Raw genomic sequence first — 12,044 nt, 5'->3', positions numbered from 1 at the left:
CGCAAGTCTAGCGCGAGGGGTGGCATGGCGCACTTCCCCACAAGGGGTAATGCACGCAATGCCTATTGGGGTAGCCCGGCGCCGTCCGGCAGCGTCCAATAGCGGCTTCTTGTATCCCAACGTATCCACCATGCAGGCAGACACACCGGCTTGCGCCCGACCGCATTCCCGACATCCCCGGGATACGCCGCGGCGTTTCAATGGAGGGGTCGTCGGGGCGGCGGGCATCGCAAGCCGGCACCCGGCCCAACCCAACCATGAAAGGACTTCGATGAACTCCAGTTCAACCATTACCGGCAGCAGCGCCAGCACCAGGACGGCGCTGGTCTTCGGCGGCTCGCGCGGCATCGGCGCGGCCATTGCCCGGCGCCTGGCAGCCGATGGCGCCAACGTGGCGCTGACCTACGCGACGGCCGAAGCGAAAGCCGCCGAAGTGGGCCGCGCCATCGAATCGGCAGGCCGGCATTCCCTGGCGATCCAGGCCGACAGCGGCAGCGCGGCGGACCTGCAGGCGGCAGTGCAGCGCACCGTGGCGCGTTTCGGCGCGATCGACATCGTCATCGTCAATGCCGGCATCCTGCACCTTGCCGACGTGGCCGGGTTCAGCATCGAACAGCTTGACCGCATGCTCGACGTAAACGTGCGCGGCGTATTCCTGGGCATCCAGGCCGCCCTGCCGCACATGCGCGCCGGCGGCCGGATCGTGACGATCGGCAGCAATGCGGCGGTGCGCAGCGGCCATCCGGGTTCGAGCGTCTATGCGATGACCAAGGGGGCCGTGGCCGTGATGGTCAAGGGGCTGGCGGTGGACCTGGCGCCGCGCGGCATCACCATCAACAACATCCAGCCCGGCCCGGTCGAAACCGACATGACCGCCGACATGATCGGCATGGTGAAGGAATGGATTCCGCTGGGGCGCGTGGGCCAGCCCACGGAGATCGCCAGCCTGGCCGCATGGCTGGCCGGCGCGGAGTCCGGCTACATGACGGGCGCGAGTTTGACGATCGATGGCGGCATGTCACTTTAAAACAAGGAGAGCAACATGAACAAAGCAGTCAACCAGCGCCGCAGGACCTTCCTGAACACCGCCGCCCTCGGCATTGCCGCGAGCCAGGCCGGCTTCCTCGGCGGCGCGGCCGCCTCGACGGCCGCGGCATCGTCCGGCGCGGGCGGCATCTCCCCAGCCACCAGTACCTTTACCGCTATCCGGCAGGTTCGCGCCGGCGTGCTCGATGTCGGCTACGTCGACGCGGGTCCCGCCGACGGCCAGCCGGTCGTGCTGTTCCACGGCTGGCCGTACGACATCCACGCCTTCATCGACGTGGCCCCGATTCTCGCCGCCGCAGGCTACCGCGTGATCATCCCGCACCTGCGCGGCTATGGCACCACCCGCTTCCTCGCCGCGGACACGCCACGCAACGGCCAGCAGGCCAGCTTCACGGCGGACGCGCTGGCGTTCCTCGATGCGCTGAAGATCGACAAGGCAATCGTGGCGGGCTTCGACTGGGGCGCGCGGATCGCCACCACGCTGGCGGCCCTGTGGCCGCGGCGGTTCCATGGACTGGTGTCCGTCAGCGGCTACCTGATCGGCAGCCAGCAGGCGAACAGCAAGCCGCTGCCGCCGAAAGCCGAACTGCAATGGTGGTACCAGTACTACTTCGCCACGCCGCGCGGCGAAGCGGGCTACCGCGAAAACACCCATGCGTTCGCGCGGCTGATCTGGGAGCTGGCCTCGCCGCAGTGGAAGTTCGACGACGCGACGTTCGAGCGCTCGGCGGCCTCGCTCGACAACCCGGACCACGTCGCGATTTCAATCAGCAACTACCGCTGGCGGCTCGGGCTGGCGCCCGGCGAAAGCCGCTATGACAGCCTGGAGCAGCAGCTGGCCGCCTTCCCCGACGTCACTGTGCCGGCCATCACGATGGAAGGCGATGCCAACGGGGCGCCACACCCTGCCCCGGCGGCCTATGCAAAGAAATTCACCGGCAAATACGAGCACCGGCACCTGGCCGGAGGAATCGGTCACAACCTGCCGCAGGAGGCGCCACGCGCGTTCGCGCAGGCCATCCTGGACGTCGCCAGGCTGGTGTAAGGAGCGCCGTCAGAACCGGTGCCGCATCTCCACGTGGGCGATGCCCGCCTCGTAAAACTCGTCGCCCACCTGTTCGAAACCGTGCGCGCGGTAGAACGGTGCGGCATGCGTCTGCGCCGAGAGCAGCACGTCCGGGTGCCCCCGTTCGCGGGCATGCGCCATCAGCCCGCGCAGCAGCGCGCCGCCGATGCCGGTGCCGCGCACGCCTTTCATGACGGCCATGCGGCCGATATGCCCGTCCGGCAGCAGGCGGCCGGTACCGACCGGGGTGCCGGCCGCGTCGTAGGCGACCGCGTGCAGGCAGACGGCATCCTTCTCGTCCATTTCCAGTTCGGCGGGAACATTCTGCTCCTGCACGAAGACGGCGATGCGGATCACCTGTGCATCGGCGCTGAGCGTGGCCCAGTCGCCATAGCGGATTTCATGCGGATTCATGCTCTCCTCGCTATCATGCTCACCTCATTAAACAAGTTTCACCAGTTGCTTGCCGAAATTCCGGCCTTTCAGCAGGCCGATGAAGGCGTCGGGTGCGGACGCCAGGCCGTGCGCCACCGTCTCGCGGTACTTGAGCCGCCCCGCCGCCACCAGTTCTCCCAGCTCGGCCAGCCCGGCCGGCCAGCAGTCCAGGTGCTCGGTGACGATGAAGCCGCGCAGCGTAATGCGGTTGGCCAGCAGCAGCCGCACGTTGCGCATCGGGATATCGGCGCCGTTGTAGCCTGCGATCATGCCGCACAGGGCCACGCGGGCAAACGGGTTGGTGCGCGCCAGCGCGGCATCGAACACTTCGCCGCCGACGTTCTCGAAGATCCCGTCGATGCCGTCCGGCGCCGCCGCCTTCAGGTCGGCGCGCAGGTTGCCGGCACGATAGTCGACACAGGCGTCGAAACCCAGCTCGCGCACAACGTAGTCACACTTCTCGGCACCGCCGGCGATGCCCACGACGCGGCAGCCGCGCAGCTTCGCCAGCTGGCCGACGGCGCTGCCGACCGCGCCGCTGGCCGCTGAAATGCAGACGGTCTGGCCGGCCCGGCTTTCCAGGATGTGGTTCAGGCCATACCAGGCCGTCATGCCGGGCATGCCGACAGCGCCGAGGTGGGCGGACAGCGGCACGGCGGCCGGGTCCAGCTTGCGCAGGCCGGTACCGTCCGACACGGCCATCTCGGCCCAGCCGCCCATCGCGGCGACCAACTCGCCCGCCGCGAACGACGGATGACGCGAAGCGATCACTTCGCCGACGGTGCCGCCGATCATCGTTTCGCCCAGAGCCTGCGGCGCCGCGTAGCTGCGCGCATCGTTCATGCGGCCGCGCATGTACGGGTCCAGCGACAGGTAGTGGTTGCGGATCAGCAGTTGCCCTGCCGCGAGATCGGGCACCGGCACCGTTTCGCGCCGGAAGTGTTCCGGCGTGACCTCGCCTTGCGGACGGGCCGCCAGCACGATCCTTTGATACGTATTCATTTGCTTGTTGAATCCATTCAGTATGTCAGACGGCGGAAACGCCGCCGTCGATGGCCAGGACCTGGCCGGTGATGTGCCGCCCCGCCCGGGACGCAAACAGCACGACGGCGCCTTTCAGGTCGTCGTCACCGCCCAGCCGGCCCAGCGGCGCATCGGCGGCCAGCCGTTCGCCCATGTCGGCCAGCAGGCCGCGCGTCATCTTCGACGGGAAGAAACCCGGCGCGATGGCGTTGACGTTGATGCCGTAGGGCCCCCATTCGCCGGCCAGCGTTCGCGTGAAATTGACGATCGCGCCTTTCGACGTGTTGTACGCCAGCGTCTTCATCGTGCCTGGCGGATTGCCGGCCAGGCCGGCGATCGACGCGACGTTGATGATGCTGCCCGAGCGGCGCGGGATCATCGAGCGGCGGCCGATGGCTTGCGTCAGCAGGAACACACCGCGCACGTTCAGGTTCATGACCTTGTCCCACGCTTCGGGCGGCGTATCCTCGGCCGGCGCGGCCCAGCTGGCGCCGGCGTTATTGACGAGGATGTCGACGTGACCCAGCTTGTCCAGCGCGGCCAGCGCGAGCGCATCGGCCGCGGCGGGATCGGCCAGGTCGGCAACGACGGCGTGCGCCGCGATGCCCTGCGCGGCCAGCGTGGCCAGCGCTTCGTCGAGCCCGGCTTGCCGGCGCCCGCTGAGGACGACCGAGGCGCCCTGCTCGCCGAGTGCCATGGCCATCTGCAGGCCCAGCCCGCGCGAGCCGCCCGTGACCAGGGCGGTTTTGCCGTGCAGGCTGAACAGCTCACGCACGGCGGTCACGTCACACCTCGTAATCCATGCACTGGCGCCCTTCGCGCACGGCGGCAATGAACGGCTTCAGTGCCACGTGTTGCGGATGGTCCAGGTAGGCATCGAGCGCGGCCTTGTCGGCGAACTCGGAGTACAGCACCACGTCGTACGTCGCTTCCAGCCCGGGCTGGGCCAGTACCACTTCGAAGGTGCCCATGCCCGGCACCAGGCCGATGCAGGCGTCCAGCAGTTCCTTCACCTTGCGCGCGTTGCTGGCGCGATCGGCGCCCTCGGCTTCGTCCTTCAGCTTCCACATGACGATGTGCTTGATCATTCGTGCATCCTTGTTGTTTGCTTAAGAGTACAAGCGCGGGAGGATACCACAGCACCGGAGGGAGGACGCCCGGCGGCCGCCGATCCGTCAGTTTCGTGTAAGTTTCATGAAAGAATCGCGTAAGGTTCGGCGCCCACACTGGGCTGGCCAAAATAACCGGGGGTTACCCGGACGGCACAACCGATAAACTGGAGACTACTATCATGGCTACAACATCTGGCACCGCGGATCCGCGGAACCTGGGGGGCAAGGGGAAGTCCACGCCGATGACAAAGGAGGAGAAGAAAGTCATCTTTGCTTCCTCGCTCGGCACCGTGTTCGAGTGGTACGATTTTTACCTGTACGGTTCGCTTGCATCGATCATCGCCAAGCAGTTCTTCATTGGCGACCCGACCACCACCTTCATCTTTGCCCTGCTGGCGTTTGCCGCCGGCTTCATCGTGCGTCCGTTCGGCGCCGTCGTGTTCGGCCGCCTGGGCGACATGATCGGCCGTAAATACACGTTCCTGATCACCATCCTGCTGATGGGCCTCTCCACGTTCATCGTCGGCCTGTTGCCGGGCCACGCGTCGATCGGCATCGCCGCACCGATCATCCTCGTCACGCTGCGCATCCTGCAGGGCCTGGCGCTGGGCGGCGAATACGGCGGCGCGGCCACCTATGTCGCCGAGCACGCGCCGGAAGGCAAGCGCGGCCTGTTCACGTCGTGGATCCAGACCACGGCGACGATGGGCCTGTTCCTGTCGCTGCTGGTGATCCTGGCGACCCGCACCGCTGTCGGCGAGGAAGAGTTCCAGGCCTGGGGCTGGCGCATTCCGTTCCTGGTCTCCGTGCTGCTGCTGGGTATTTCGGTATGGATCCGGATGGCGATGCAGGAGTCGCCGGCGTTCGCCAAGATGAAGGCCGAAGGCAAGACGTCGAAGGCGCCGCTGTCCGAAGCGTTCGGCCAGTGGAAGAACCTGAAGATCGTCATCCTGGCGCTGATCGGCCTGACGATGGGCCAGGCGGTGGTGTGGTACACCGGCCAGTTCTATGCGCTGTTCTTCATGGAAAAGACGCTGATGATCGAGTCGGCCACCGCGAACATCCTGATCGCGGTCTCGCTGCTGCTGGCCACGCCGTTCTTCGTGATCTTCGGCGTGCTGTCGGACCGGATCGGCCGCAAGTGGATCATCCTCGGCGGCTGCCTGATCGCCGCGCTGACCTATTTCCCGATCTTCAAGGCGCTGACGCACTACGGCAACCCGCAACTGGCTACCGCGCAAACCAATTCGCCGGTGGTGGTGGTGGCCGATCCGGCATCGTGCCACTTCCTGTTCAACCCCACCGGCACCAAGAAATTCCCGTCATCCTGCGACATCGCCACCAGCGTGCTGTCGGCTTCGTCGGTGAACTACACCCGCCAGGATGCGCCGGCCGGCACGGTTGCCACGATCAAGGTGGGCGACAAGGAGCTGACCTCGTTCAACGCGGTAATGACGGCCGACAACCTGAACTTCGATGCCGCCAGCAAGGCGCAGGAAACCGCCTTCAAGGCCCAGGTGACCACGGCCATCCGCGACGCCGGCTATCCGGCCAAGGCCGATCCGGAACAGATCAACAAGCCGATGATGGTGCTGCTGCTGTTCATCCTGGTACTGTACGTGACGATGGTGTACGGCCCGATCGCCGCGATGCTGGTCGAGATGTTCCCGACCAAGATCCGCTACACCTCGATGTCGCTGCCGTACCACATCGGCAACGGCTGGTTCGGCGGCCTGCTGCCGACCACGGTATTCGCGCTGGTGGCGTTCAAGGGCGACATCTACTACGGCCTGTGGTACCCGATCGTGATCGCCCTGGTGACCTTCGTGATCGGCGCGCTGTTCGTTCGCGAGACGAAGGACCGGGACATCTACGCGGCCGACTGATCGTCCGGTCGCCGCAACGGATCGCAAGGCCGCCTACGGGCGGCTTTTTTGCTGCCGCGTTGGTGTCAAAACAACACCGGGGACTGTCCCCGAATTTTTACAACACCAGCGACCGTCCCCTAATTTTGGCAACTTTTTCACCGGCCGCTACAATGGAGAATCGCTAACTCGACAATAAAAACCATGGTCGATTCCACACTGACGATTCGCCCCTTCACGGCAGCCGAATGGCCCGCCTGGCGGGCGCTGCGCCTGCGGGCGCTGGCCGATTCCCCCGATGCGTTTGGCGCGACGCTGGCCGATGCGCAGGCGCGTGCGGAGGGAACCTGGCAGGCATTGCTGGCGCAGACGGTGGCGTCGCCGCATCACCTGCCGCTGCTGGCCGAGGTGGCGGATCTGCCGGCCGGCCTGGCGTGGGCCAACGCCGAAGGAAGCAGCGTGACGCTGTACCAGGTATGGGTGGCGCCGGAGCATCGTGGCCGTGGCATCGCGCAGGCGCTGCTGGCGCGGGCGATCGGCTGGGCGCGCGAGCGTGGCGCAAAGGCGGTCGAGCTGGACGTCACCGCGGGCGATACGCCGGCTGTGCGGCTTTACAGGAGAATGGGATTCAGCGAAACGCGGGAGCCGGTTCCGATGGCGAACCGGAACGGGCTCCAGGAACAGGCCATGCGCCTGCCCCTAGACTGAAGCGGCTTACGCCACCAACGTACGCAGCGCGGCGACCAGCTTGCCGCACTCGGCGTCGGTGCCGATCGAGATGCGCAGGAACTGCTCGATGCGCGGCTGCCGGAAATGGCGGACCAGGATGGCACGCTCGCGCAGCGCCGCGGCCAGTGCCGCCGCGTCGTGGCGCGGATGGCGGACGAACACGAAGTTCGCCTGCGACGGCAGGACCTCGAAACCCAGCGCCCGCAACTCCTCGCCGAGGCGTTCGCGGCTGGCCATGATGGCGTCGCGCGTCTGCTTGAAATATGCCACGTCCTCGACGGCGGCCACCGCGCCGGCCTGTGCGACCTGGCTGAGCGGGTAGCAATTGAAGCTGTTCTTCACCCGCTCCAGCCCGGCGATCAGGTCCACATGGCCCAGCGCGAAGCCGACGCGCAGGCCGGCCAGCGAACGCGATTTCGAGAATGTCTGGACCACCAGCAGGTTGTCATGACGATCGACCAGCGTCGCCGCGCTGCTCGCGCCGAAGTCCACGTAGGCTTCGTCGATCACCACCACCCGGTCCGCGTGCATGGCCAGCAGGCGTTCGATGGCCGCCAGCGGCAACGCATGGCCGGTCGGCGCGTTCGGGTTGGCCAGGATGACGGCACCGCACGGCTGGTCGTAATCGGCCACGTCGATCTCGAAGCGATCGTTCAGCGGCACCGTGCGGTGCGCGATGCCATACAGGCTGCAGTAGGTCGGATAGAAGCTGTAGCTGATGTCCGGCGACAGCAACGGCAGGTCGTGCTTCAGCAGTGCCTGGAACACGTGGGCCAGCACTTCGTCCGAACTATTGCCGACGAAGACCTGCTCGCGCCGCAGGCCGTGGCTGGCCGCCAGCGCATCCTTCAGGGCGGTGCCGTTCGGATCGGGATACTTGCGCAAGCCGTCGGCAGCCGCTTCGCGCATGGCGGCCAGCGCCAGCGGCGACGGGCCGTACGGGTTTTCATTGGTATTGAGCTTGACCAGGCCAGGCATTTGCACCTGTTCGCCCGGCGTGTACGGGGTCAGGCGGTGGACAACATCACTCCAGAAACGGCTCATGCACTTCCTTCGGTTGATTTCGCGGGAAGATCAGCGCGCGGCGCCGTCGACGATACGCAGCGAATAATCGGTGGCCCTGACGTCCTTCGTCAGCGCGCCGATCGAGATGCGGTGCACGCCGGTCTCGGCGATTGCGCGCACGGTGTCGAAATTGACGCCGCCGGAAGCCTCCAACAACGCGCGGCCCCGGTTCACCTGGACCGCTTCGCGCATCAGCGCGAGATCGAAGTTATCGAGCAGGATCGAGGTGGCGCCTGCATCGAGCGCTTCTTCCAGCTCGGCGAGGTTTTCCACCTCGACCTGGACCGACACATTGCCGCCGACGGCCTTGGCCGCCACCAGCGCGGCGGTGATGCCGCCCGCCGCCGCGATATGGTTTTCCTTGATCAGGATGCCGTCGTACAGGGCCAGGCGCTGGTTCTGGCCACCGCCCACGCGCACCGCGTATTTCTGCGCCAGGCGCAGGCCCGGCAGCGTCTTGCGCGTGTCGAGAATGGCGGCGCGCGTGCCGGCGATCGCATCGACATAGCGGCGCGTGGCCGTGGCCACGCCGGACAGCAGTTGCAGGAAGTTCAGCGCCGAACGTTCGGCGGTGAGGATCGCGCGCGCCGGGCCGGCCAGCGTGCACACCGGCGTGTCGGCCTTCATGGCTTCGCCTTCCGCGTAATGCCATTCGATGCCGATCGCCGGGTCCAGCGCATGCATGATGCCTTCGAACCAGGGCGCGCCGCACAGGACCGCGTCTTCGCGCACGATCACGCGCGCGATGGCGCGGCTGGTTTCCGGTACCAGGTTGCCGGTCAGGTCGCCGGTGCCGACGTCTTCCAGCAGCGCGGCGAGCAGGTTGCCTTCGAAGGCGCGGGTCAGCGCCGCGTCGAAAGGCGCGAAACGATTCACTAATGTGCTCATAATGAGGTACTCATGCAGGTCCGATTCCCGAGAACAGTCTTGCTTCCTTGGCCAGGTCCGCGCCCGGCGCCACGCTGGCCTTCTTCGCCGCGGCGAAATCGAGCATGCGGTTGATCGACACCTTGGCCTGCTCGCCCACCGCCGGATCGACGTGGATTTCGTTGGACAGGTTTTCCAGCACGTCGGCCAGGTTGCGCAGGCCGTTCATGGCCATCCACGGGCAGTGCGCGCAGCTTTTACACGTGGCGCTGTTGCCGGCGGTCGGCGCTTCGATGAACGTCTTGTTTGGCGCGGCAAGGCGCATCTTGTGCAGGATGCCGTTGTCGGTGGCGACGATGAATTTGGTTGCCGGCAGGCTGACGGCGGCCGCGATCAGCTGCGACGTGGAGCCGATGACGTCGGCGTGATCGACCACGTTGGCCGGCGATTCCGGGTGCACCAGCACTTTCGCATCGGGGTGCTCGGCCTTCAGCAGATCGAGCTCGACGCCCTTGAACTCGTCGTGCACCAGGCAGGAGCCCTGCCACAGCAGCATGTCGGCGCCGGTCTGCTTCTGGATGTACGACCCCAGGTGCTTGTCCGGCGCCCACAGGATCTTCTTGCCCTGCTCGTGCAGGTGCCTGACGATGTCCAGCCCGATCGACGACGTGACCATCCAGTCGGCACGCGCCTTCACGGCCGCGCTGGTATTGGCATACACCACCACGGTGCGGTCGGGATGCTGGTCGCAGAAGGCAGTGAATTCATCGGGATCGCAGCCCAGGTCAAGCGAGCAGGTCGCATCCAGGTCCGGCATCAGGATGGTTTTTTCCGGCGACAGGATCTTCGCCGTCTCGCCCATGAATTTCACGCCCGCGACCACCAGCGTCTGCGCCGGATGGTCGCGGCCGAAGCGCGCCATTTCCAGCGAATCGGAAACGCAGCCGCCGGTTTCCTCGGCCAGGTCCTGCAGGTCGCCATCCACGTAGTAGTGGGCGACCAGCACGGCATTGCGTTCGCGCAGCAGGGTGCGGATGCGCTCCTTCAGCAGGATTTTCTCGTCCGCCGGCACCGGCGCCGGCGTGCGTGCCCACGCGTGGGCCACGCAACTGCCGCCCTGCTCGTTCTGCTCCAGCAGCGGCTTCTCGTACTCGACGGTCTTGATCGGGGTGATTACCGAATTGGCTACGCTGTTCATCGCTCTTGTACCGTTAGTTGATGCCTTGGCTGGTCAGGTATTCCTCGTAGTTGCCGCGGAAGTCGACCACTTCGTTTTCCTTGATCTCGATGATGCGGTTCGCCAGCGACGACACGAACTCGCGGTCGTGCGAGACGAAGACCAGCGTGCCGGCATATTTGTCCAGCGCGATGTTCAGCGATTCGATCGACTCCATGTCCATGTGGTTGGTCGGCTCGTCGAGCAGCAGCACGTTGTGGCGGCCCAGCATCAGCTTGCCGTACATCATGCGGCCCTTTTCACCACCGGACAGCACGCGCACGGATTTCTTCACCTCGTCGCCGCCGAACAGCAGGCGGCCAAGGATCGAGCGCACGGCCTGGTCGTCGTCGCCCTCTTTCGTCCAGCGGCCCATCCAGTCGGTCAGGTTGGCGTCGGTGGCGAAATCCTCGGTCGGGTCCTGCGGCATGTAGCCGACGTTGGCGTTCTCCGCCCATTTCACGAAACCGGTGTCCGGTTGCAGGCCGGCCAGCTCGCCGGCGATGCAGCGCAGCATCGTGGTCTTGCCGGCGCCGTTCGCGCCGATGATGGCGATGCGCTCGCCCGCCTCGACCAGGATGCTGAAGTTCTTGAACAGCGTCTTGTCGTAGGTTTTCGAGATGCTGTCGACTTCCACGGCCAGGCGGTGCAGCTTCTTCTCGCCTTCGAAGCGCACGAACGGATAGGCGCGCGAGGACGGCTTGATATCTTCCACCTTGATCTTGTCGATCATCTTGGCACGCGAGGTTGCCTGGCGGGCCTTCGACTTGTTGGCCGAGAAGCGGCGCACGAAGTCCTGCAGTTCGGCGACCTTTTCCTTGGCCTTGGCGTTGTTGGCCAGCTGCTGGTTGCGGGCCTGCGTGGAAGCGAGCATGTACTCGTCGTAATTGCCCGGGTAGATCTTCAGCGTGCCGTAGTCCATGTCGGCCACGTGCGTGCACACCTGGTTCAGGAAGTGGCGATCGTGGGAAATGATGATCATCGTCGAGTTGCGCTGGTTCAGCACATCCTCGAGCCAGCGGATCGTATTGATGTCCAGGTTGTTGGTCGGTTCGTCGAGCAGCAGGATGTCCGGGTTCGAGAACAGCGCCTGCGCCAGCAGCACGCGCAGTTTCCAGCCCGGCGCCACGGCGCTCATCGGCCCCTGGTGCAGTTCGATCCCGACACCGGCACCCAGCAGCAGTTCGCCGGCGCGCGCCTCGGCCGTGTAGCCGTCGTATTCGGAAACCTTGCCTTCCAGGTCGGCGGCCTTCATGTAGTCGTCGTCGGTCGCTTCCGGGTTGGCGTAGATCGCGTCGCGTTCCTGCATCGCGGCCCACATCTCGGTGTGGCCCATCATGACCACGTCCAGCACGCGCATTTCCTCGTACGCGAACTGGTCCTGGCGCAGTTTGCCCAGGCGTTCGTTCACATCCAGCATGACGTTGCCGGCCGACGGCTCAAGGTCGCCGCCGAGGATCTTCATGAAGGTGGACTTGCCGCAGCCGTTGGCGCCGATCAGGCCGTAGCGGTTGCCGTCGCCGAACTTGACGGAGATATTCTCGAACAGCGGCTTGGCGCCGAATTGCATGGTGATGTTTGCGGTGGATAGCACTGATGAGCCCTTGCGTTGATGTATT

At 65.8% G+C, this 12,044-nt stretch carries 12 protein-coding genes; 4 read left to right on the top strand and 8 right to left on the bottom strand.

The window, feature by feature from the left end:
- The first annotated feature begins 271 nt into the window (after positions 1–271).
- Together ACY34H_RS15905 and ACY34H_RS15900 are read left to right on the top strand one after the other, a co-directional pair.
- Positions 272–1,027 (top strand): SDR family NAD(P)-dependent oxidoreductase, encoded by a 756-nt coding sequence (locus tag ACY34H_RS15905; RefSeq protein ID WP_464978438.1) that lies wholly within the window; start codon positions 272–274, stop codon positions 1,025–1,027.
- Positions 1,028–1,042: 15 nt separating this feature from the next.
- The gene (locus ACY34H_RS15900) at positions 1,043–2,092 is read left to right on the top strand and encodes an alpha/beta fold hydrolase (RefSeq protein ID WP_464978437.1); all 1,050 of its coding nucleotides are present in this window, start codon (positions 1,043–1,045) and stop codon (positions 2,090–2,092) included.
- 9 nt (positions 2,093–2,101) lie between these two features.
- Here ACY34H_RS15900 and ACY34H_RS15895 read toward each other — a convergent pair whose 3' ends face one another.
- Genes ACY34H_RS15895 through ACY34H_RS15880 form a run of 4 tightly spaced genes read right to left on the bottom strand, consistent with a single transcriptional unit; the run spans position 2,102 to position 4,659 of the window.
- The gene (locus tag ACY34H_RS15895) at positions 2,102–2,527 is read right to left on the bottom strand and encodes a GNAT family N-acetyltransferase (protein WP_464978436.1); all 426 of its coding nucleotides are present in this window, start codon (positions 2,525–2,527) and stop codon (positions 2,102–2,104) included.
- A gap of 27 nt (positions 2,528–2,554) precedes the next feature.
- Positions 2,555–3,550 carry an NADP-dependent oxidoreductase gene (locus ACY34H_RS15890; protein WP_464978435.1) on the bottom strand — a complete coding sequence of 332 codons (996 nt, stop codon included), beginning with the start codon at positions 3,548–3,550 and terminating at the stop codon, positions 2,555–2,557.
- Positions 3,551–3,575: 25 nt separating this feature from the next.
- Positions 3,576–4,355, bottom strand: coding sequence for an SDR family oxidoreductase (locus ACY34H_RS15885; protein ID WP_464978434.1), 780 nt, complete (start codon positions 4,353–4,355; stop codon positions 3,576–3,578).
- Position 4,356: 1 nt separating this feature from the next.
- Entirely contained in the window at positions 4,357–4,659 is a 303-nt protein-coding gene (locus tag ACY34H_RS15880; RefSeq protein ID WP_464978433.1) for a Dabb family protein, read from the bottom strand.
- 203 nt (positions 4,660–4,862) lie between these two features.
- On the opposite strand from ACY34H_RS15880, the gene ACY34H_RS15875 reads away from it, so the two are divergent.
- Together ACY34H_RS15875 and ACY34H_RS15870 are read left to right on the top strand one after the other, a co-directional pair.
- Positions 4,863–6,569, top strand: a complete 1,707-nt coding sequence (locus tag ACY34H_RS15875) for an MFS transporter (protein WP_464978432.1) — start codon at positions 4,863–4,865, stop codon at positions 6,567–6,569.
- A gap of 183 nt (positions 6,570–6,752) precedes the next feature.
- Positions 6,753–7,256, top strand: a complete 504-nt coding sequence (locus ACY34H_RS15870; RefSeq protein WP_464978431.1) for an N-acetyltransferase family protein — start codon at positions 6,753–6,755, stop codon at positions 7,254–7,256.
- Between the two features lie 6 nt (positions 7,257–7,262).
- On the opposite strand, the gene hisC is transcribed toward ACY34H_RS15870, so the two are convergent.
- Genes hisC through ACY34H_RS15850 form a run of 4 tightly spaced genes read right to left on the bottom strand, consistent with a single transcriptional unit; the run spans position 7,263 to position 12,019 of the window.
- The gene (gene hisC / locus ACY34H_RS15865) at positions 7,263–8,321 is read right to left on the bottom strand and encodes a histidinol-phosphate transaminase (protein ID WP_464978430.1); all 1,059 of its coding nucleotides are present in this window, start codon (positions 8,319–8,321) and stop codon (positions 7,263–7,265) included.
- 30 nt (positions 8,322–8,351) lie between these two features.
- Positions 8,352–9,230: a carboxylating nicotinate-nucleotide diphosphorylase gene (gene nadC / locus ACY34H_RS15860; protein ID WP_464978429.1), complete on the bottom strand. Its 879-nt coding sequence runs from the start codon at positions 9,228–9,230 to the stop codon at positions 8,352–8,354.
- A gap of 10 nt (positions 9,231–9,240) precedes the next feature.
- Positions 9,241–10,383 carry a quinolinate synthase NadA gene (nadA, locus tag ACY34H_RS15855; RefSeq protein WP_464978597.1) on the bottom strand — a complete coding sequence of 381 codons (1,143 nt, stop codon included), beginning with the start codon at positions 10,381–10,383 and terminating at the stop codon, positions 9,241–9,243.
- A gap of 37 nt (positions 10,384–10,420) precedes the next feature.
- Positions 10,421–12,019, bottom strand: coding sequence for an ABC-F family ATPase (locus tag ACY34H_RS15850; RefSeq protein WP_464978428.1), 1,599 nt, complete (start codon positions 12,017–12,019; stop codon positions 10,421–10,423).
- Between the last annotated feature and the right edge of the window lie 25 nt (positions 12,020–12,044).

The organism is Pseudoduganella sp. jia 9, assembly GCF_055502615.1.
The sequence above is the reverse complement of the archived record's forward strand: the minus strand, read 5'-3'. Positions and strand labels throughout refer to the sequence as shown.